This window comes from Streptomyces sp. NPDC005898 (assembly GCF_040629635.1).
Taxonomy (GTDB): domain Bacteria; phylum Actinomycetota; class Actinomycetes; order Streptomycetales; family Streptomycetaceae; genus Streptomyces.
The window spans coordinates 1-19,776 of the sequence record NZ_JBEXWC010000017.1; the positions used below are offsets into that span (position 1 = coordinate 1).

The following is a 19,776-nucleotide window of genomic DNA, read 5'->3' on the forward strand; positions in this document are numbered from 1 at the left end:
CCCCCCCCCCCCCACCCCCACCCCCACCGCCACCGGTACACTCTTCCCCTCCACGCCGCTCTTCCGATCGGCGGCGGCCCTGGCGCGGGCGGGCGCGCGGCCGGGCGGGGCGCGGCCGGTCGAGGTGCCCGGGCACCTCGCCGAGCTGTGGGCGCACCGCGACCGCGGCGCCGAGCAGCACCGCGCCGCGTACACGGGCGCCGCCCGACAGGTGCCGCTGCCCGACCCCCGGCTCCACGACGCGCTGTACGACCGGCACATGGCGCCCGAGGCGTGGCGTCCCTACGGGGACGCGGCACAGGTGCTCACCGGGCTGCGCGAACGGGGGGTGAAGGTGGCGGTGGTCAGCAACATCGGCTGGGACCTGCGGCCCGTCTTCCGCGCCCATGGGCTCGACCCTTATGTCGACGCGTACGTCCTGTCGTACGAACACGCCGTCCAGAAACCCGACCCGCGGCTGTTCGCGACGGCCTGCGAGGCGCTCGGGGTCGATCCGCGGGACGCCCTGATGGTCGGTGACGACCGGCGGGCCGACGGCGGCGCGGCCGGTCTCGGCTGCGCGGTGCGCTTCGTCGACCATCTGCCGGTCGAGCTGCGCCCCGACGCCCTGCGGCCGGTGCTCGACCTCGTCGGGTGACGCGCCGGACGCGATCGGCGATGTGGGAGCCGCCCGGGTGCGGGGCGCCTCGGTGCAGACCACCTGTGAGCAGGCAACACTCCCCCGCGGTGCTGCCTGCTCCCAGGCCGGTCCGCCGGCGCGGGGCCCCGTGAGGGCCCCGGCACGGCACGCGCTGAGTATATTGGCTCGGAGCCAGTCAACGCAGGAGTTACAGCATGTCCCCGCGTAGCGCCTCGGTCAATGAAGAATTGCGCAGACGTTCCCGTGAGCGGCTGCTGCAGGCGACGGTCGAACTGGTCGGCGAGCGCGGCTACGAGGCGACGACCCTCGGGGACATCGCCGACCGGGCGGGCGCGGCCCGCGGCCTGGTGTCGTACTACTTCCCCGGCAAGCGCCAGCTTCTGCAGTCCGCGGTGCACCGGCTGATGCACCGCACCCTGCAGAGCGCCCTGGAGCGGGAGCCGGTCCCCACCGGCGCCGGGGGCGGCGAGGAGCGGCTGGCGCGGGCCATCGACGCGATCCTGGGCCTGGCGTGCGACGAGCCGCTGCTCATGCGCACGCATATGGCCGGAATCCTCCAGGCGGAGGGCTTCGTGCGGTGTCCCGAGCAGCAGCGGCTCGCGGAGCTGCTGCGCGAGACGGTCGAGCGGTTCGGGTCGGGCGATGTCGACAAGGACTATCCCCTGCTGCGCGCCCTCTTGATGGGCGCGGTGTTCGCCCTGCTCATTCCGGGGGCGCCGATGCCGCTCCCGACGTTGCGGGCCGAGCTGTTCGAGCGGTACGGACTGGAGTGGGGGCTGGGTGTTCCGCCGAGCGGCCTGCCGCCCGACGGGACACCGTCGACGCTGCCGTTCCGGTCGCCTCAGTCGAAGTAGTCGGGCTGTGTCTGGACGTTGAGCTCGCTCAGGCGGACCCGCTGTGCGGGGTGCGTCCGCTTGTCGTTGATCTTCAGGACGTCGAGGCCCATGGCGATGTCGTTGGAGTAGACATAACCGTTGTAGTAGTACGCCGACCAGGAACCGGCCGTCGTGAGCTTGTCGGTGGTGTGCGGGCCCCGCTCGAAGTAGCCGATCTCCTGGGGCCTGGTCGAGTCGGTGAAGTCCCAGACGGAGACGCCCCCCTGGTACCAGGCCTGGACCATGAGGTCCTTGCCCTTGACGGGGATCAGCGAGCCGTTGTGGGCCACGCAGTTCTCGGTGGCGGCCTGGTGGCGCGGGATCTTGAAGTAGCTCCTGAAGACCAGTTTGCGCTTGTCGCCCTTGCCCACGATGTCGTAGATGCCGTTGGCGCCGTGCTCGGGTCCGGTGGCCGCGTCGCAGGTGGCTCCGGAGCCGCCGCCCAGCTCGTCGGTGTAGACGACCTTGTCGGCCTTCTGGTTGAAGGTCGCCGAGTGCCAGAACGCGAAGTGCTTGTTGTCCTGGACCTGGTCGATGACCCTCGGCTTCTCGGGGTCCTCGATGGACAGGAGGATGCCGTCGCCCATGCACGCGCCGGCGGCGAGGTCCTTGGAGGGCAGCACGGTGATGTCGTGGCAGCCGGTGGTCTTGGAGACGCCCGGGTTGGTGGGCCCGCCCGGGTTGCCGCCGCCGTCCGGTCCCTCACCGGGGAAGAGGACGGGGAAGTCGATGACGGCGGCCTTCTCGGGGGCCCTGCGGGGCACCTTGATGATCGAGATGCCGTCGTGCGGCGGCCGGCAGTCGGGGAAGCTCGCGTTCGGCGAGTAGGAGGAGACGTACACGTAGACGGTGCGCCGCTCCGGCACCAGCGTGTGCGTGTGGGAGCCGCAGGCGGTCTCGACGGCCGCGACGTAGCGGGGGTTCGCCTTGTCGCTGATGTCGAAGATCTTCATGCCCTCCCAGGAGGATTTCTCCGTGGCGGGCTGCGAGGTGCTGTTGCAGGAGTTGTCGCTGCGCGAGGAGTCGGTGGAAAGGAAGAGCAGGTCGCCCGAGACGGAGACGTCGTTCTGGCCTCCCGGGCACAGGACCTGCGCGACCGTCCGCGGCTCCTGCGGCCTGCTGATGTCGAAGATGCGGAAGCCGTCGTAGTTGCCCGCGAACGCGTACTTCCCCTGGAAGGCGATGTCCGTGTTCGTGCCGGGCAGCGCGTCCTTCGGGATGTTGGCCAGGTGCTCGATGTTGGCCGAGTGGACCACCTCGTCCGGCGCCGGTATCTCGCCGCGCTCGATCGCCTCGCGTGCGGCGGCGGCGTCGCTCTTGGAGACGCTCCTGGGGGCGGCGGGGGCGTCACCGGGGTCGGGTGTGGCTCCCGCGGGGGCCGCGGTGAGCAGCGCGGCGAGGAGTCCGGCCGCCGCGGCACCGACGCCCAGGCGTCTGCGTCCAGTTCGGGATCTGTTCAACAGGGTCACTGCGTCCTCCCTTGTCGCCGTTCCGAGTGGAACGGTTCACGGACACCCGCAGTATCGTGCTCATCATGCACAGATCAACAGGGGGCGCCGCGTTCGTCGCGGAAGTCGGCGGACGCCGAGGCTCATTCCGGTTCCGGCAGGGCGAGACCCGCCCGCGTGTCGCAGGAGGTCGCTGTGCTGCTCAGCCGTCGTACGTCCACCCTCACCGCACTGATGACGAGCGCGGTCCTCGCCCTCGGGGGCTGTAGCTCGGGCTCCGGCGGCGGCTCGGCGTCCGGCGGCGGGCGCGAGGCGTCGCCGGGCCCCTCGGTGATCGCCCCCGGCAGGCCGGGCGAGACCGCGAAGAAGCTGACGGCGAAGGAGGCGGCCGGACGAAGGGCCGACGACGACACCCCCAACGCCGCCGACTTCACGTACACGCAGATGATGATCACGCACCACGGCCAGGCGCTGACGATGACCCGGCTCGTCCCGCGGCGGGCCGCCTCGGGGCAGGTCAAGCGGCTCGCGTCCCGTATCGCCGCCGCCCAGCGGCCGGAGATCGGCGCCATGAAGCGCTGGCTGAAGAGCCACGGCGGACCGCGCGGACACGCCGGACACGGGCAGGGGCACGACCACGCGGCGATGCCCGGGATGGCCACCGACGCGCAGCTCGCGCGGCTGCGCGCCGCCAAGGGCAAGGCGTTCGACCGGCTCTTCCTGAGGCTGATGATCACGCATCACGACGGCGCCGTGACCATGGCCACGGAGGTCCTCTCCGAGGGCAACAACGTCCAGGTCGAGGAGATGGCGAACGAGGTCGTGGCCCAGCAGACGAGCGAGATCGGCCGCATGCGGCAGCTGGACTGAACGCCCGGCGCGGGCGGCGGCCCGCGGTCCTGACAGCGGGCACCGCCGGTGCGATCCTGAAACCGTCCGCCGGTCACCTCGCGGAGGGAGCACCACCGTGCTGCAGGTCGCCGTGGTCGGTTCGGGTCCCAGCGGGGTGTACACCGCGCAGTCCCTCGTCCAGCAGGACCGCGTGCCGGACGTGCGGGTCGACGTCCTCGACCGGCTCCCCTGCCCGTACGGCCTCGTGCGGTACGGCGTCGCGCCGGACCACGAGAAGATCAAGTCCCTGCAGAACACGCTGCGCACGGTCCTCGAACACGACCGCGTGCGCTTCCTCGGGGGCGTGGAGATCGGCCCCGGCGCGCTGCCCCCGGCCCGTCTCCTCGGCCTCTACCACGCGGTGGTCTACTGCGTCGGCGCGGCGGCCGACCGCAGGCTGGGGGTGCCCGGCGAGGACCTGCCGGGCAGCCACTCGGCGACGGAGTTCGTGTCCTGGTACAGCGCGCATCCGGACGTCCCGACGGACGGTTTCGAGCAGGACGGCTTCGTACGGGGCGTGGAGTCGGCGGTCGTCATCGGCGTGGGGAACGTCGCGGTGGACGTCGCCCGGATCCTGGCCCGCGGCGTCGCCGAACTGCTGCCCACCGACATGCCGGACGCGGCGCTCGGCGTCCTCGCCGAAAGCCGGGTGCGCGAGGTGCACATGGTGGGGCGGCGCGGCCCCTCGCAGGCGCGTTTCACCACCAAGGAGCTGCGGGAGCTCGGCTCGCTGCCGGACACCGAAATCCTCGTGGACCCGGCGGAGTTGGCGCTCGACCCCGCTTGCACCGACCCCTCGGGGCTCTCCGGTGCGAGCCGCCGGAACGTGGAGGTGCTGCGCGGCTGGGCGGAGCGTCCGCTGCGGGGCCTGCCCCGGCGGATCCGGCTGCGCTTCTTCCTGCGGCCGGTGGCGCTGACGGCCGGGGCGACGGGCCGTGTCGCCGGGGTGCGGTTCGAGCGGACGCTGCCGGACGGCCGGGGCGGGGTGAGCGGCACGGGGCGCCACGAGGACATCCCGGCGCAGTTGGTGCTGCGCTCGGTGGGGTATCGCGGGGTTCCGCCGGAGGGGCTGCCGTTCGACCCGGAGCGGGGCACGGTGCCGCACGCGGACGGGCGGGTGCTGCGGGACGGGGCGCCGTCGCCGGGCGAGTACGTCGCCGGGTGGATCAAGCGGGGCCCGACCGGCGTCATCGGCACCAACCGCCCGTGCGCCAAGGAGACGGTGTGCTCCCTGCTCGACGACGCCCCCGATCTCGTACGCAGGGACGTCGCGGCGGAGCCCCTGGAGGGGCTGCTCGCCGCGGGTCTGCGGCCGGTGGAGTGGCCGGGGTGGCTGGCGATCGAGCGCGCGGAGGCCGAACTGGGGCGTTCGCTCGGCCGGGACGTGGTGAAGATCCCGGACTGGGCGGGGCTGTGGCGGGCGGCGCGGGGGTGAGGGGTCATCCGCCGTCGGCGCCGAGGCGGTCCGCCTGGCGGGTGGCCGCGTCGAGGACGCTGTCGAGGAGGCCGGGGAAGAGCGTGTCCAGGTCGTCGCGGCGCAGCACGCTCAGCTTGGCCGTGCCCCGGTAGATCTGCCGGATCACCCCGCTCTCGCGCAGCACGCGGAAGTGGTGCGTGCTGGTCGACTTGGTGACGGGCAGGTCGAAGTGCGAACAGGCCAGTTCGACCGCCTCCTCCCGGGCGAGATCCCGGACGATCCGCATCCGCATGGGGTCGGCGAGGGCGTGCAGCACCCCTTCGAGGCGGATGTCCCCGGCCTCGGGGTGGGCGAGCGTCCTGCTGCTCGCCGCGGCGGCGGTCGTCATGACGGCTCCACTTCGTCCGGTGTTCCTCTTCGTCCGGTATCCCTTGGCGTCATTGTACGAGAGACATCGTAGTTTGACATTCACCGTACTACGAGGTCTATCGTACGAGCAGTTGACCAGCCGCGAGGAATGGAGTCCGCCGTGAGCGCCCTGTTCGAGCCGTACACCCTGCGATCGCTGACGATCCCGAACCGGGTGTGGATGCCCCCGATGTGCCAGTACTCGGCGCTTCCCGAGGGGCCCGACACCGGCGTCCCGCAGGACTGGCACTTCGCGCACTACGCGGCGCGCGCCGCCGGCGGCACGGGCCTGATCATCGTCGAGGCGACCGCCGTCAGCCCCGAGGGCCGCATCAGCCCCTACGACCTGGGCATCTGGAACGACGCCCAGGCCGAGGCGTTCCGCCGGACCACGGCCTTCCTCAAGAGCCAGGGCACCGTCCCCGGCATCCAGATCGCCCACGCCGGGCGCAAGGCCTCCACCGGCCGCCCGTGGAAGGGCGGCGCCCCGGTGGGCCCGGAGGAGTACGGCTGGCAGCCCGTCGCGCCGAGCCCGGTCCCCTTCGACGAGGGCCACCCCGTGCCGACGGAGCTGTCCGTCGAGCGGATCCACGAGATCGTGGCGCAGTTCGCCGACGCCGCGCGGCGCGCGCTGGACGCCGGTTTCGAGGTCGCCGAGATCCATGGCGCGCACGGCTATCTGATCGGCGAGTTCCTCTCCCCGCACAGCAACAAGCGGACCGACGCCTACGGCGGCTCGTACGAGAACCGCACCCGCTTCGCCCTCGAAGTGGTGGACGCCGTACGGGCCGTGTGGCCCGAGGACAAGCCGCTGTTCTTCCGCATCTCGGCCACCGACTGGCTCCAGGAGGCCGGCTGGACGGCCGACGACACCGTCCGCTTCGCGACCGACCTCAAGGAGCACGGCATCGACCTGCTCGACGTGTCCACCGGCGGCAACGCGGCGGGCGTGCGCATCCCCGTCGAGCCCGGCTACCAGGTCCCGTTCGCGGCGCGCGTGAAGGCCGAGACCGGGCTGGCGGTCGCCGCGGTCGGCCTGATCACCGAGGTGGCACAGGCCGAGAAGATCCTCGCCAACGGCGAGGCGGACGCGGTTCTGCTGGGCCGGGAGCTGCTGCGCGACCCCTCGTGGGCGCGGCGCGCCGGACGCGAGCTCGGCGCCGAGGTGCACGTGCCGGACCAGTACCACCGGTCCGTCTGAGCGCACCACCGGTCCCTCCGGGCGCCGCGCGGATCACTCGGGGATGGCCGCCAGCGTGAAGGAGTGGCCCGCTGGGTCGGAGTACGTCCGCGTGTCCCGGGGGCCGCTGTTGTTCTTGGTGTCCACCGGGCGCGCGCCGAGGCCGATCGCCTCCCGCTCCGCCTCGTCCATGTCGTGGCGGGCCACCATGATCCGCAGGTGCGCCTGCTGCGAGTCCTCGGGGCGGGGCCAGCTCGGCGGGATGTAGTCACGCTCCCGGTGCACGGCCAGGCAGACCCCGGTGTCGTTGGTGACCTCGACGTAGTCGGGGTCCTTGCTCAACTGGACGTCCGCGCCGAGCAGTCCGGCGTAGAACTCCGCCAACTGCTCGGGCTCCGAGCAGTCGAGCACGAGCACGGTGCGCTTGTGAACGGTCATGGGATCCGGGTCCCCCGGCCGGAACCCGCCAAACAGCGGCGGGCCGCGTCTGTTTCCCCATGCGGACCATGGGCACCCGCGCCACCATGGAGTGGATGCGATCGGCCGCCTGTGCCGAAGAAGACCCGGAACTGTTCTTTCCCGTGGGCTCGACAGGACCCGCGGTACGCGACATCGCCGACGCCAAGGAGGTCTGCGCCCGCTGCCCGGTGAGCGGGGAGTGCCTGGCGTACGCCCTGAGCACCGGACAGGCGTCCGGCGTGTGGGGCGGCACCTGCGAGGAGGAGCGGGTGGCGCTGCGCAAGAGGCTGTCGCGGGCGCTCACCTCGGACGCGTCACGCGCTCGTTGACCGTCCGGGTAGCGTCGGCAGGATGAGACTCGTCGACGCCCTCGCCCGCCGCCCCGTCGTCCTGGACGGCGGTCTCGCCCACCAGCTGGAGGCCGGCGGGCACGACCTGAGCGACGCGCTGTGGTCGGCGCGGCTGCTCGCGGACGAACCCGCCGCGATCGAGGCCGCCCACCGCGCGTACTACGAGGCGGGCGCCGAGGTCGCCATCACCGCCAGCTATCAGGCCACCTACGAAGGATTCGCGCGGCAGGGCATCGACGCCCGCCGCACCTCGCACCTGCTGCGCCTGAGCGTGGAGCTGGCCCGCCGCGCCGCAAGTGGGCTCGACCGCGAGGTGTGGGTGGCCGCGTCGGCCGGCCCGTACGGCGCGATGCTCGCCGACGGCTCGGAGTACCGGGGCCGGTACGGGCTCACCGTGGACGAGCTGGAGCGCTTCCACCGGCCCCGCCTGGAGACCCTCGCGGCGGCCGGGCCCGACGTCCTCGCCCTGGAGACGGTCCCGGACACCGACGAGGCGCGGGCGCTGCTGCGTGCGGTGCGCGGGCTCGGCGTGCCCGCCTGGCTCTCGTACAGCGTCGCGGGGGAGCACACGCGTGCGGGTCAGCCGCTCGCCGAGGCCTTCGCGCTCGCCGCCGACGCGGACGAGGTGATCGCGGTCGGCGTGAACTGCTGCGATCCGCGCGACGCCGATACGGCCGTGGCGACGGCCGCCCGCATCACCGGCAAGCCCGTCGTGGTCTACCCCAACAGCGGGGAGACGTGGGACGCCGCGGCCCGGACCTGGCGCGGCCCCGCGCGGTTCGCCGCCGGCCGGGTGGCCGGCTGGCGCGCGGCCGGGGCGCGGCTGGTCGGCGGGTGCTGCCGGGTGGGCCCCGAGGTGATCGCCGAGGTCGCGCGGGAGCTGGCGCCGCCCGGGCCCGCGGCCTGAGGAAACAGGCGTCGACCTGCGGGGTCGCCGCGTCGGACAGTGACTGTCAGTGCCCGGGTGCACACTGACGGTACCTGAGACCACGACGTCCGGAGGTGGCCGCCATGGCCGAGCTTCTTCTGACCGTAGGCACCCGCAAGGGCCTGTTCATCGGCCGCAGGCGCGGTGGCGCCTGGGAGTTCGACGACAGCCCGTACTTCAACGCCCAGGCGGTGTACTCCGTCGCGATCGACACCCGGGGCCGCACGCCGCGCGTGCTGGTCGGCGGGGACAGCGCGCACTGGGGCCCGTCCGTCTTCCACTCCGACGACCTCGGGCGGACCTGGACGGAGCCCGCGAAGCCCGCCGTGAAGTTCCCCAGGGACACCGGGGCCTCGCTGGAGCGGGTGTGGCAGCTGCACCCGGCGGCGGCCGAGCCCGACGTGGTGTACGCGGGCACCGAACCGGCGGCGCTGTACCGCTCGGAGGACCGCGGCGAGACCTTCGGGCTCGTGCGCCCGCTGTGGGAGCACCCCACCCGCTCGCAGTGGATGCCGGGCGGTGGCGGCGAGGGGCTGCACACCGTCCTGACCGACGCGCGCGACGCCCGCGCGGTGACGGTCGCGGTGTCCACCGCCGGCGTGTTCCGCACGCGGGACGGCGGCGCGAGCTGGGCCCCGGCGAACCGCGGCGTCTCCGCGGTGTTCCTGCCGGACCCCGACCCGGAGTTCGGGCAGTGCGTGCACAAGGTCGCCCGGGACGCGGCCGACCCGGACCGGCTGTACCTGCAGAACCACTGGGGTGTGTACCGCAGCGACGACGGGGGCGGGCGGTGGACGGACATCGGCGGGGGCCTGCCCTCCGACTTCGGCTTCGCGGTGGTCGCGCACCCGCACCGGGGCGGCACGGCGTACGTCTTCCCGATCACCGCCGACAGCGACCGGGTCCCCGCCGACCGGCGCTGCCGGGTCTACCGCACGGCGGACGCGGGCGGCAGCTGGGAGCCGCTGACCGCCGGCCTGCCCCAGGGCGACCATTACGGCACGGTGCTGCGGGACGCCATGTGCAGCGACGGCGACGACCCGGCGGGCATCTACTTCGGCAACCGCAACGGCGAGCTGTACGCCTCGGCGGACGACGGGGACAGCTGGCGGCTGCTCGCCTCGCACCTGCCGGACGTGCTGTGCGTGCGGGCCGCGGCCATCGGTTGATCGACGCCGCCGTTACGGCAGTAGGGTGACGCCGTGGCACCACGACCCTTGCATGAGATCGTCGAAGCCGGCTGGGCCAAGGCCCTGGAGCCGGTGGCCGAACGGATCGCCGGGATGGGCGAGTTCCTGCGCGCGGAGATCGCCGCGGGACGCACCTACCTGCCGGCGGGAGCGAACGTGCTGCGCGCGTTCCAGCAGCCCTTCGACGACGTCCGCGTCCTGATCGTCGGCCAGGACCCCTATCCCACGCCCGGTCACGCGGTGGGGCTGTCGTTCTCGGTCGCGCCCGAGGTGCGGCCGCTGCCCGGCAGCCTCATCAACATCTACCGCGAGATGGGTGACGACCTGGGGCTGCCCCCGCCGTCGAACGGCGACCTGACGCCGTGGACGCGGCAGGGGGTCCTGCTCCTCAACAGGGCACTCACCACGGCCCCGCGCAAACCGGCCGCGCACCGCGGCAAGGGCTGGGAGGAGGTCACCGAGCAGGCGATACGGGCGCTGGCCGCGCGTGGAAAGCCGCTGGTGTCGATCCTGTGGGGCCGCGACGCGCGCAATCTGCGGCCCCTGCTCGGGCAGTTGCCCGCGGTGGAGTCCGCGCACCCCTCCCCCATGTCGGCGGACCGGGGCTTCTTCGGCTCGCGGCCCTTCAGCCGGGCCAACGACCTGTTGGTGCGCCAGGGCGCGGAGCCGGTGGACTGGCGGCTTCCGTGACGGACACGGCGTTCGTGCTGGGTGTCGACTCGGGGGGCTCCGGACTGCGGGCCGCCCTGGCCGCGCCGGACGGTGCGCGCCGCGCCGAGCCGGTGCGGTCGGACGAGCCGGTGCGCGCCGGCGCCGGGGGCATCGACGCCGGTCACTTCATCGTGCGGCTCGCGCCCCTGGTGCGGGAGTTGCTGGAGCGGGCGGGCGGCGGCCGGATCACGGCCGCGGCCGTCGGCGCCGCGGGGATGGCGTCGCTCGGCGACGGCCTGCGCGCACAGCTGCCGGCCGCGCTCGCCGCCGCGCTGGGCGTACGCCGGGTGGCGCTCGCCTCGGACGCCGTGACCGCGTACGCGGGCGCGCTGGGCGCTCGTCCCGGAGTGGTCGTCGCCGCGGGCACCGGCATGGTGGCGCTCGGCACGGATCTCACGGCCTGGCGTCGCGCCGACGGCTGGGGGCAGCTGCTCGGCGACTGCGGCGGCGGTGCCTGGATCGGCCGCGCGGGCCTCGAAGCGGCGCTGCGGGCGCACGACGGCAGACGGGGCGGTTCGCAGGAGCTGCGGGCGCGGGCCGAGGAGCGGTTCGGCCCCTTGGCGGGGCTGCCGGCCCTGCTCCACTCGCGCGCGGACCGTCCGGCGGTCCTCGCCTCCTTCGCTCCCGAGGTGGCGCGGTGCGCGGCGGGCGACGCCGTGGCGAGCGGCATCCTGCGGGACGCGGCGCGGCACATCGCCGAGGCCGCGGCGGCCGCCGGCCCACCGGAAGGGGTCTGCGAAGTGGCTCTCACCGGCGGCCTGTTCAAGGTGGGCGAGCCGCTGCTCGGCCCGCTGCGCGAGGAGCTGGCCGGTCAACTGCCGCACGCCCGGCAGGTTCCGGCGGCCGGCGACCCGCTGGACGGCGCGCTACGCGTGGCGGTCGATGTCGCCCGGGGGGCGCTGCGGCTGCCGTACGACGCGCGCATGCTTTCCGTCCACGAGGAAGGCGACAGTTGACCTCTACGTAATTCATCAGACAAAAACGGACTTATACCGCCCACCTGCACCCTCCCCGAACGGCGGGGTCCCACAAGCCAGTAGCATGCGGGCGCATGAGCTCCCCCACTGGGCCCGCATCCGGCCTGCCCGTACGAATGCCGCGCCCCCGTCAGCCGGGCCGGCACCGCCGCCCGGAGCCCGTCGCGGCTCCTGAGGGCGCGCCCGCACTGGTCCTCGCCGTGCCGGGCGCCCCCAGCATCACCACGCGCGGTCTCGCCGAGGAAGTCGTGAGCATCGCCCGCTCCGAGCTGCCCGGCCTGGACGCCAGAATCGGTTACCTCGACGGTACGCAGGACGCCACCGTCACGTCCTTCCCCGAGTTCCCCTCGCTGCGCTCCGTGCTCGCGCAGGCGAGCGCCGAGCGTGCCGCCCGCTTCGAGCGGGCGCGGGCCGCCGGTGTCGGGACGGGCGAGCCCGAGGGCCCTGTCGTGGTGGTCGTGCCGCTGCTCGCCGGCCCGGACAGCACGCTGATCGAGCGCATCCGCCAGGCCGTCGCGGACAGCGGCGCCGCCGCCCGGCTGACCGATGTGCTCGGCCCGCACCCGCTGCTCGCGGAGGCGCTGCACGTGCGCCTGTCGGAGGCCGGGCTCGCCCGCGCCGACCGCGCCCGCCTGTTCACCGTGGCCACCGCGGCGGACGGCATCGTCCTCGCCACGGTTGGCGGCGAGGAGGCCGTGCAGGCCGCCGGGATCACCGGCATGCTGCTCGCCGCGCGCCTCGCGGTGCCGGTGATGGCCGCCGCGCTGGACGAGGAGGGCGCCGTCGCGGCGACCGCCGAGCAGCTGCGCGGTTCGGGCTCGGCGCAGCTGGCGCTCGCCCCGTACCTGATCGGCCCCGAGCTGGACCCCGGTCTGCTCGACGTGGCCGCCAAGGAGGCCGGCTGCTCGGTGGCCGAGCCCCTCGGCGCCTACCCGGCGATCGGCAAGCTGGCGCTCTCCAAGTACACGCTGGCGCTGGGCATCGCCCCGCAGCAGCCTTCGGGGACGCCCGTGCACTGAGCGTCTTCACCGGTACGCCGATGGGCCCGCCCCGATGTGGGGGCGGGCCCATCGGCGTACGTGCGTGTCCACGCACCTGGGTTTCGGCCCGCCGCGTCAGTCGAAGATGACGCAGGAGGCGGCCGGTGCCGCGATCGAACCGGCCCGGCGCGGGATGCCGGTGGCCTGGTCGACGGTGAACCAGGTGACGTCCCCGGAGCGCTCGTTGGCGGCGTACAGGAAGCGTCCGCCGGGGTGGAGGGCCAGGTCGCGGGGCCAGTGTCCGCCGCAGGGGACGGTCGCCGCGAGCCGTGGCGCCTCGCCCGCCGCGTCGAGCGCGAGGACGGAGATGACGTCCGCGCCGCGCGTGGCGGTCCACAGGAACCGCCCGTCGGGTGCGACGACGACTTCCGAGGGGTAGCTGTCGCCGTCCGGGACGTCGACGAGGACGGCGACCTCGGTGAGCGGCTTGAGCGTGCCGTCGTCGGCGTCCCAGGCGCAGACGGTGAGGGTCGGGGTCAGTTCGTTGAGGACGTACGCGCGGTCGCCGCGCGGGTGGAAGGCGAGGTGGCGCGGCCCCGAGCCGGGGCGGAGCGCCACTTCGCGGTGCAGCGTCAGTCCGTCGTCCCCGAGCGCGCAGACGCGCACGGAGTCCGTGCCGAGGTCGACGCTGACCGCCCAGCGGCCGCTCGGGTCCGCGAGGACCTGGTGGGCGTGCGGGGCCTGCTGGCGCTGCGGGTGCGGTCCGGAGCCGGTGTGCCGGAGTTCGCCCGCGGGGTCGGCGAGGCCGCCGTCGGCGCGCAGCGGGACGGCGGTGACGCTGCCCGAGCCGTAGTTGGCGGTCAGGACGTGGCCGTCGTACAGGGCGAGGTGGGTGGGCGCCGAGCCGACGGGCACGGGGCGGCCGGCGAGGCGGGGCAGGTCCCCTTCGACGCGGTACGCGGCGAGGGCGCCGTCCGAGGTCTCGCTCACCGCGTAGAGGGTGTCGCCGGTGGGCGAGAGGGCGAGGTAGGAGGGGTCGGGGACCGTGTCCGTGGCGCCGAGGACGGTCAGCGCGCCGGTGTCCTCGTCGACGGCGGCGGTGAGGACGCCGAGGCCGCCGGCCGCGGTGAAGGATCCGATGTACGCCCGTCCGGCGCGGTTGCCGTCGCCCACTGCTGTCCCCTCTCGACCCGGACGCCGTGGGGCCGGCGTCGCTGGTGCGGCCGACGCTAGCAGTCGGTCTAGACCAGGTGCGGTGCCGCTCACCCCGGCCGGTCCCCTGCCCGGCCCTGGACCGGACCGCCCGAGCCCGGCTGTCGTGTGGCGCAGGTCACCGCGGCGGGGGACGGCGGCCCGGAACAATGCCGTGTGGTTCACCGTTCATTCAAGTGTGGCCGCGGAGGGGACAGTGTCCCCGGGCCTCACCCACGGCCCATGGGGACGATCGTCCGGCTGAAGCCCCATGGAGCCTTTCGCCGAGAGGCGACCGCCCTCCGCACGCCACCACCGACGACCCCGGCTGGTCTCCCCCGTCCAGCCGGGGTCTTCTCATGCCCGGACCCGGCACGACCCGGACCCGGCAGGAAACCGGGCCCGGGCGGCGAGGCGGGCTAGGCGCCCATGAGGGGCGTCCGGGTGGGGCTGTGCAGGGGGTCGGCCAGCTCGGCGAGCGCCTTCTCCAGGCCGTGCAGATGGGCCAGCGCCGGTTCGGCCACGGAGCCGTGGGGCACGGTCGCGAGCCCGGTCAGGCGGCCGCGCGCACCCTCCGCCGGGCCGGTGAGCGCCTCCACCGCCACCTCCACGCGCCAGCACGCGGCGGCGAGCCGGTCGTCGTGGGAGGCCTCCGGGTCGGCGGCGATGGACGCCAGGCCGCGGACCTGACGAGCGCAGTCGTCGAGCAGCAGGAGCACCTGGCGGGCGCGCTCCTTGCGGGCGCGCAGCGGGCTGAGCGGGTGCACGAGCGGAGCGAGCGAGAGGCGCACCCGGCCGAGGAGCTGCTCCAGTTCGGCGACGCGGGGCGCGGGGTCGGCCGACTCGGACCCGGCGAGCCGGGCGGCGGCCTCCGCCGTGCAGGCGTGCACGCACCGCAGGGCGCGCTGGATCCAGGCGTTGGTGGTGGCGTGGGTGGTGACGGGCAGGATCAGCAGCACCGCGAGCGCGGCGCCGAGCGCGCCGACCCCGGTCTCGGCGACGCGCAGGGCGAGCAGGGCCGGGTTCAGCACGCCGAGCAGCCCATAGAGGACGCCGGCCATGATCGTGACGGCGAGCATCATCCACGTATAGGACACGGCGGCCGTGTAGAAGATCCCGAAGACGCTGACGGCGACGATGATCGCGGAGGGGACGGGCGCGCCGTGCAGCGGCACGGCGACGACGAGGCCGAGGGCGATGCCGATCACGGTGCCGAGCACCCTGCGGAAGCCTCGGACGAGGGTCTCCCCGCTGGAGGCGGTGTTCACGAACACCCACCAGGTGGCGCCGACGGCCCAGTACCACCGCTGGTCGGAGAGCACCTGCCCGACGGCCAGCGCGAAGGCGCCGCCCGCGACGGCCTGGATCGCCTGGCGGGTGGTCGTACGGGCCAGTCCGGTGCCGGCGGGCGCGGCGGGCAGGACGGGGGGCGGCAGCCGCCGCTCGTAGCACCAGGCGCCGAACCGCACGGCGGAGGAGGCGCACAGCGACACCAGGACGGCGGCGTACAGCTCGGGGAGCTGGGCGGGCACGGTGTGCAGGAACTGCGTCGCGAAGAACATCATGAACCCGAACACCCCGAGCGAGTGCCCGCGCGGCCCCCACCGCCGCGCGTAGACGCCGGCGCCCATCACGGCCAGGAAGGCGACGTCCCGGGCCACGGGCACGTCGTGCAGCACGGCGGCCAGGGCGAGGACGGGGAAGCCCACGGCCGGCAGCAGCGCGGTGGTGACCGCCTGCGCCCGCACGGTCGCGTCGGACACGGTGAAGAGCGCGAGCAGAGCGGCGAGCCCGCCGGCGATCGCCGGCACGAGCGAATGCCCGGCCAGCCCGCACACGGCCACCGCCAACGCGATGCCGACGACGGCCCGCGAGGCGAAACGCAACCGCGCCCGTCCCGGATCCGGCGCCACGAACACCCTCTTCAGCACGGTCTGCCCGCCCCTTTCCTGAGCTGTCGCCCGTCCACATGAAAAAGGCGCCACGGAGGGATCCCGCAGCGCCATCGACAGACCCATCAGACCATCCGGACCCTCTATGGCTCAACTGGACGCACTCTGACTGGACCAATGGCCCAGATCATGCGCCTAGCGGCGGCCGACGGGAAGGCCAACGGATCACAGCGGCACGCGCCCTGCCCGGGGGCGTCACACCTGCCGGGCTCGCCGCCCCCTGACGGTCGGCTGTGCGACGCGGTCGAGGAAGCCGAGCACCCGAGCGGTGACCTGCGTCGCGGCGTGTTCGTCGTACGACGGCAGGCTGCTGTCGGTGAACAGGTGCCGGTCGCCGGGGTAGAGGAACAGCTCGGCGTCCGCCGTCGACCCGGCGAGGGCGCGGGCCGCGGTCACGTCGCCCTCACCGGCGAAGAACGGGTCCGCGTCCATGCCGTGGACCTGGACCGGGATGCCGTCGGGCCAGGCATCGCCGAACTCCGAGGCCGGGACGCACGCCTCGATCAACACCGCGCCGTGCGCGCCCGGGCGGGTCTGAGCCAGCTTCTGCGCCGGCAGGACACCGAGCGAGAACCCCACGTAGACGAGCCCGGCGGGCAGCTCGTCGGCCAGGGCGGTTCCGCGCGCGACGAGCGTGCCGAAGCCGACCTTCTCGGCGTGGGCGACGCCCTCCTGGAGGGTGCCGAACACCTGTCCCTCGAACAGGTCCGGGACATGGACGGTGTGCCCGGCCCCCCGCAGCCGCTCGGCGAAGTCACGGACTCCGTCCGTCAGTCCGTGTCCGTGATGGAAAACCAGCACCTCTGCCATGTCGCTCCCCTCGCGCCGCGGACCCGGGTGGCGCGGCCACAGGAGTATGCCCCCCGGCACCGACAACCGCCTCGCCGGCGGGGCTAAGGCGTCCCGTCCGTCTGTGCCCCGGGCACCCGTCGCCGGAGCAGGTAGCCGCCCGCCATGGCCACCAGGAGCGTCATGCACGCGATGAACACCAGGCCGGCGCCCTCCAGGCCGATCGGTCCCGCCAGCAGTCCGACGCCGATGACCGGCACCGAGATGCCCGCGTAGGCCACCACGAACAGGGCCGAGACCACGGCCGCCCGCTGGTTCGCCCCGGACGCCGCGGCCACCGCCGCGAGCGACCCGCGAAACGCCAGCCCGTGCCCGATGCCGCCGACGACCGCGCTCAGCACGACCAGGGGCAGCAACTCCCACCACAGTGCGCCCGCCAGCAGTGCGAGCCCGGCGAAGAGTGCCGCGCAGCCCAGCGGCAGCGAACGGACCAATCCGGCCCGCCCGACGGCCAATTGGCCGGCGGTCGAAGAGAAGAAGGCCAGCGCGACGACCGACCCGCTCACCGCGTGGTTGTGCACGTCCAAGGACTGGGCGAGGAAGGACGGGCTGACCGACGTGAACACGCCGAACAGGGCGAACCCCACGAAGGTGGCGGCCGCCGCCGCTCCGAAGACCGCCCGCACCCCCGGGGGCAGGCCGGGACGCTGCGGACGGACGGTGCTCGGGGCGCACCGCTCCCGGACGGTCTCCGGCAGTCGCAGCAACACCAGGGCCGAGCAGGCCACCAGCGCGAGATGGACGGCGAACGGCAGGTACAGCGGCCGGTCGGCGTACTGGGCGAGCACCCCGGCGAGCAGCGGACCGCAGCCCAGGCCGCCCATGTTGGCGGCGGTCGCCATGAACGTGGCCCGCGACGTACCGCCGTGCGGCGCCAGCTCCATGACGTACGCCGTGGCGGCACCCGTGAACAGGCCCGCCGACAGACCCGACAGCAGCCGCCCCGCGTACAGCCAGCCCAGCGCGTCGGCGGACAGGAAGCAGACGGCGCTCAACGTCGCGCAGCCCAGACCGCACAGCAGCACCGGCCGTCTGCCCACGGCGTCCGAGGCGTTGCCCGCCAGCAGCAGGACTCCGATGACCCCGGCCGCGTAGACGGCGTACACGACCGTGATCGTCAGCTCGGAGAAACCGAACTTCTGCTGGTAGAGACCGTAAAGAGGGGTCGGCAGGGTCGTGCCGGCCATGCATACGGCGAACACCGCCCCACTGAGCAGGCACTGGCGCCGGCCTCGAAGGTCACCGTCCATACGGACGACGGTATCGCCCTGTTCCGCTCGCGGCCCGGTGCGCCGCCCGCCGTGGGCCCCGCTCCGCGGAAGGCGGCGCGCGATACCTAGTCGGCCGGCGGGATCGGCCGGTGGCCGCCAGGCGGGGAGTGGTCCTCGCGGCTGCTCAGGCGGTGCAGTCTCAGGGCCAGTTGCAGTTCGAGGGCGCTGGTGGGGTCGTTCCAGTCGGCGCCGAGCAGCTGGGCGACCCGGTCCAGCCGCTGCACGACGGTGTTGACGTGGACGTGCAGGGCGTCCTTCGCCCTGGACAGGCTCGCGCCCTGCGCGTAGTAGGCGTCGAGCGTGCGGACCAGTTCGGTGCCGCGCTGCTGGTCGTAGGCGAGAACAGGGCCGAGGTAGCGGCGCACGAAGCCGTCGAGATCCGCTCGGTCGCCGAGCAGGACACCGAGGAAGCCCAGCCCCGCGAGGTCGCTGCCGTCCCCGGTGCGGCCCAGGGCGTGCAGGGCGTTGAGGCAGCGGCCGGCCTCCGTGTACGCGCCCGGGAGCTGGTCGGGTCCCGTGGCCGGTCCCGCCGCGCCCACGGTGACGGGCGCGCCGGCGGCCTTGCCGAGGTCCTCGGCGAGGGCGGCGGCGAGCGCGCCGGGATCCGTCGACGGGACGAGCAGGACGATGTGGCCGTTGTGGACGCCCGCGAGCCCGCCCAGCGCGCGGGCGCCGCGCACGGCTTCCGCGAACAGGTGCGAGCGCGGTTCGCCGTCGGTGTCCAGGGCGAGGACGGCATGGGGCCGGGAGAGGTTGACGCCGAGTCTGCGGGCGCGCAGCGCCAGGCTTTCGCTGTCGTGGCGTCCGCCGGGCCGGTGGGAGGTGAGCAGGTCGTCGAGGAGCTCTCCCCGGACGCGGTCCTCGGCCTCGGCGACGGTGCGGCGCAGCAGCAGGAGGAGGGCGGCGACCAGGGCGGCGCGTTCGAACAGGCGGCGGTCGGCGTCGGCCAGGTCGGCGCGCCCGGTCAGGGTGATGCTGCCGAGGAGTTCCGGCCCGGCCAGCACGGCGCACACCCAGGCGCCGTCGACCGGGACGGCGCGGCCGCCGGTGCGGGAGGCCGTGATGTCCCGCGGGGAGGGGAGGAGGGGGTCGGTGCCGGCTCGGGCCAGCTCCGTGCCGTCCGGGTCGTGCAGGGCGATGCCGCCGCCGAGCAGCGCGGCGATCTCGCGGACCAGGTCGTTCACGGTCGCGCCGCGCAGGACCAGGTCGGTGAGGCGGTCGTGGGCGTCGGCGGCGCGGCGCAGTGCCGTGCTGTGGGCCCGGGCCCTCTCGTTGGCCGCGTTGAGGTCGACCAGCGCGGAGCGGGTCTCCTCCAGCATGCGCGCGCCGTCGATGGCGACGGCGGCGTGGTCGGCGAGCGAGGTGAGCAGGGCGATGGCGTCCGGCGGGAAGTCGCGGGTGGTGCGGTCGGCGGCGAAGAGCACGCCGATGACGCGTGTCCCGACGCGCAGGGGCACGCCGAGGATTCCCCGCAGCCCTTCCTCCAGGACCGCTTCGTCGATGGCCCGGGTGTGCTTGAAGCGGGAGTCGGTGCGGTAGTCGGCGCTGGTGTAGGGGCGGGCGGTCTGGGCGACGAGTCCGCCCAGGCCCTCGCCCATGCCGAGGCGCAGTTGCTGGAAGCGGGCGGAGACCGAGCCGTCGGTGACCCGCATGTAGGTGTCGTGGGCGACCGGGTCGTTGAGCGTGAGGTAGGCGGCGTCGGTGCCGAGCAGCGTTCTGGCGCGGTGGACGATGGCGCGCAGCACGGCGTCCAGGTCGCGCAGGGCGGCGAGGTCGCCGGCGGTGTCGAAGAGCGCGGCCAGCTCGGCCTCGCGTCTGCGGTGCTGGTCGAGGGTGCGGCGGATGTCCAGCGCGACCCTGGTGGCGTCCTCCAGGAGGGACCGCTCCTCGGGCGGAAGCGGGGCGGTGGAGGCGTCGTCGCCCGAGGGGCGGGTGAACTGCTCGGCGGGTGCCCCGGAGGCCAGCAGGGTCAGCAGTTGCCCGAGGGCCATCATCGCACTGTGTGCCGCCGCGCGGTACGAGCGGTCCTTCACGGTGCTCATGATGGCACTCCTTCCGT

19 protein-coding genes are annotated in these 19,776 nt (G+C 74.1%); 11 read left to right on the forward strand and 8 right to left on the reverse strand.

Features of this window, described 5'->3' with window-relative positions:
- Positions 1 to 637: HAD-IA family hydrolase (locus tag ABZ385_RS22150; RefSeq protein ID WP_358912773.1), on the forward strand; the 637-nt coding region annotated here is incomplete at its 5' end.
- Between the two features lie 197 nt (positions 638 to 834).
- Entirely contained in the window at positions 835 to 1,494 is a 660-nt protein-coding gene (locus tag ABZ385_RS22155; protein ID WP_358912775.1) for a helix-turn-helix domain-containing protein, read from the forward strand.
- Here the strand turns inward: ABZ385_RS22155 and ABZ385_RS22160 are convergent.
- On the reverse strand, positions 1,482 to 2,984 hold the full coding sequence (locus ABZ385_RS22160) for a hypothetical protein (RefSeq protein WP_358912777.1): 1,503 nt from the start codon (positions 2,982 to 2,984) through the stop codon (positions 1,482 to 1,484). The two genes, ABZ385_RS22155 and ABZ385_RS22160, sit on opposite strands and share 13 nt — an antisense overlap.
- Before the next feature lie 213 nt (positions 2,985 to 3,197).
- Here ABZ385_RS22160 and ABZ385_RS22165 point away from each other — a divergent pair, with 213 nt between their 5' ends.
- Both ABZ385_RS22165 and ABZ385_RS22170 read left to right on the forward strand, forming a co-directional pair.
- On the forward strand, positions 3,198 to 3,833 hold the full coding sequence (locus ABZ385_RS22165) for a DUF305 domain-containing protein (RefSeq protein WP_358912914.1): 636 nt from the start codon (positions 3,198 to 3,200) through the stop codon (positions 3,831 to 3,833).
- A 97-nt stretch (positions 3,834 to 3,930) separates the two neighbouring features.
- Positions 3,931 to 5,289 carry an FAD-dependent oxidoreductase gene (locus ABZ385_RS22170; RefSeq protein WP_358912779.1) on the forward strand — a complete coding sequence of 453 codons (1,359 nt, stop codon included), beginning with the start codon at positions 3,931 to 3,933 and terminating at the stop codon, positions 5,287 to 5,289.
- 4 nt (positions 5,290 to 5,293) lie between these two features.
- Here ABZ385_RS22170 and ABZ385_RS22175 read toward each other — a convergent pair whose 3' ends face one another.
- Positions 5,294 to 5,659: a helix-turn-helix transcriptional regulator gene (locus ABZ385_RS22175; RefSeq protein ID WP_358584438.1), complete on the reverse strand. Its 366-nt coding sequence runs from the start codon at positions 5,657 to 5,659 to the stop codon at positions 5,294 to 5,296.
- Between the two features lie 141 nt (positions 5,660 to 5,800).
- On the opposite strand from ABZ385_RS22175, the gene ABZ385_RS22180 reads away from it, so the two are divergent.
- Positions 5,801 to 6,880, forward strand: a complete 1,080-nt coding sequence (locus tag ABZ385_RS22180) for an NADH:flavin oxidoreductase/NADH oxidase (protein WP_358699093.1) — start codon at positions 5,801 to 5,803, stop codon at positions 6,878 to 6,880.
- Between the two features lie 33 nt (positions 6,881 to 6,913).
- Here ABZ385_RS22180 and ABZ385_RS22185 read toward each other — a convergent pair whose 3' ends face one another.
- A complete protein-coding gene (locus ABZ385_RS22185; protein WP_358584436.1) occupies positions 6,914 to 7,297 on the reverse strand; it encodes a VOC family protein in 384 nt (127 codons plus the stop codon).
- Positions 7,298 to 7,383: 86 nt separating this feature from the next.
- Between ABZ385_RS22185 and ABZ385_RS22190 the strand changes: the two genes are divergently transcribed.
- From ABZ385_RS22190 to ABZ385_RS22215, 6 genes are all read left to right on the forward strand, one after another.
- Positions 7,384 to 7,647, forward strand: a complete 264-nt coding sequence (locus ABZ385_RS22190; protein ID WP_358584445.1) for a WhiB family transcriptional regulator — start codon at positions 7,384 to 7,386, stop codon at positions 7,645 to 7,647.
- A gap of 22 nt (positions 7,648 to 7,669) precedes the next feature.
- Positions 7,670 to 8,575 (forward strand): homocysteine S-methyltransferase, encoded by a 906-nt coding sequence (gene mmuM, locus ABZ385_RS22195; RefSeq protein ID WP_358699095.1) that lies wholly within the window; start codon positions 7,670 to 7,672, stop codon positions 8,573 to 8,575.
- 104 nt (positions 8,576 to 8,679) lie between these two features.
- Positions 8,680 to 9,765 (forward strand): exo-alpha-sialidase, encoded by a 1,086-nt coding sequence (locus ABZ385_RS22200; protein ID WP_358584434.1) that lies wholly within the window; start codon positions 8,680 to 8,682, stop codon positions 9,763 to 9,765.
- Positions 9,766 to 9,798: 33 nt separating this feature from the next.
- Complete coding sequence (locus ABZ385_RS22205) at positions 9,799 to 10,476, forward strand: uracil-DNA glycosylase (protein ID WP_358699096.1); 678 nt, start codon at positions 9,799 to 9,801, stop codon at positions 10,474 to 10,476.
- Entirely contained in the window at positions 10,473 to 11,453 is a 981-nt protein-coding gene (locus ABZ385_RS22210; RefSeq protein ID WP_358912781.1) for a BadF/BadG/BcrA/BcrD ATPase family protein, read from the forward strand. The genes ABZ385_RS22205 and ABZ385_RS22210 overlap by 4 nt, the downstream gene beginning before the upstream one ends.
- A gap of 95 nt (positions 11,454 to 11,548) precedes the next feature.
- A complete protein-coding gene (locus tag ABZ385_RS22215; protein WP_358912783.1) occupies positions 11,549 to 12,493 on the forward strand; it encodes a hypothetical protein in 945 nt (314 codons plus the stop codon).
- A 96-nt stretch (positions 12,494 to 12,589) separates the two neighbouring features.
- Here the strand turns inward: ABZ385_RS22215 and ABZ385_RS22220 are convergent, their stop codons facing one another.
- The 5 genes from ABZ385_RS22220 to ABZ385_RS22240 form a co-directional block, all read right to left on the reverse strand.
- Entirely contained in the window at positions 12,590 to 13,627 is a 1,038-nt protein-coding gene (locus ABZ385_RS22220) for a lactonase family protein (protein WP_358912785.1), read from the reverse strand.
- 437 nt (positions 13,628 to 14,064) lie between these two features.
- On the reverse strand, positions 14,065 to 15,576 hold the full coding sequence (locus tag ABZ385_RS22225) for an FUSC family protein (protein ID WP_358912787.1): 1,512 nt from the start codon (positions 15,574 to 15,576) through the stop codon (positions 14,065 to 14,067).
- 216 nt (positions 15,577 to 15,792) lie between these two features.
- Positions 15,793 to 16,407, reverse strand: a complete 615-nt coding sequence (locus ABZ385_RS22230; RefSeq protein WP_358584428.1) for a dienelactone hydrolase family protein — start codon at positions 16,405 to 16,407, stop codon at positions 15,793 to 15,795.
- An 83-nt stretch (positions 16,408 to 16,490) separates the two neighbouring features.
- Positions 16,491 to 17,696, reverse strand: a complete 1,206-nt coding sequence (locus ABZ385_RS22235; protein WP_358912789.1) for an MFS transporter — start codon at positions 17,694 to 17,696, stop codon at positions 16,491 to 16,493.
- 86 nt (positions 17,697 to 17,782) lie between these two features.
- Positions 17,783 to 19,759 (reverse strand): GAF domain-containing protein, encoded by a 1,977-nt coding sequence (locus tag ABZ385_RS22240; RefSeq protein WP_358912791.1) that lies wholly within the window; start codon positions 19,757 to 19,759, stop codon positions 17,783 to 17,785.
- Positions 19,760 to 19,776: the final 17 nt, after the last annotated feature.

Bases quoted from the DNA above. Each gene is read 5' to 3' on its own strand.
- ABZ385_RS22155 (WP_358912775.1), top strand. From the start codon at position 835: ATGTCCCCGCGTAGCGCCTCGGTCAATGAAGAATTGCGCAGACGTTCC.
- ABZ385_RS22165 (WP_358912914.1), top strand. From the start codon at position 3,198: ATGACGAGCGCGGTCCTCGCCCTCGGGGGCTGTAGCTCGGGCTCCGGC.
- ABZ385_RS22175 (WP_358584438.1), bottom strand. From the start codon at position 5,659: ATGACGACCGCCGCCGCGGCGAGCAGCAGGACGCTCGCCCACCCCGAG.
- ABZ385_RS22185 (WP_358584436.1), bottom strand. From the start codon at position 7,297: ATGACCGTTCACAAGCGCACCGTGCTCGTGCTCGACTGCTCGGAGCCC.
- ABZ385_RS22190 (WP_358584445.1), top strand. From the start codon at position 7,384: ATGGAGTGGATGCGATCGGCCGCCTGTGCCGAAGAAGACCCGGAACTG.
- mmuM (WP_358699095.1), top strand. From the start codon at position 7,670: ATGAGACTCGTCGACGCCCTCGCCCGCCGCCCCGTCGTCCTGGACGGC.
- ABZ385_RS22200 (WP_358584434.1), top strand. From the start codon at position 8,680: ATGGCCGAGCTTCTTCTGACCGTAGGCACCCGCAAGGGCCTGTTCATC.
- ABZ385_RS22215 (WP_358912783.1), top strand. From the start codon at position 11,549: ATGAGCTCCCCCACTGGGCCCGCATCCGGCCTGCCCGTACGAATGCCG.
- ABZ385_RS22230 (WP_358584428.1), bottom strand. From the start codon at position 16,407: ATGGCAGAGGTGCTGGTTTTCCATCACGGACACGGACTGACGGACGGA.
- ABZ385_RS22235 (WP_358912789.1), bottom strand. From the start codon at position 17,696: ATGGACGGTGACCTTCGAGGCCGGCGCCAGTGCCTGCTCAGTGGGGCG.
- ABZ385_RS22240 (WP_358912791.1), bottom strand. From the start codon at position 19,759: ATGAGCACCGTGAAGGACCGCTCGTACCGCGCGGCGGCACACAGTGCG.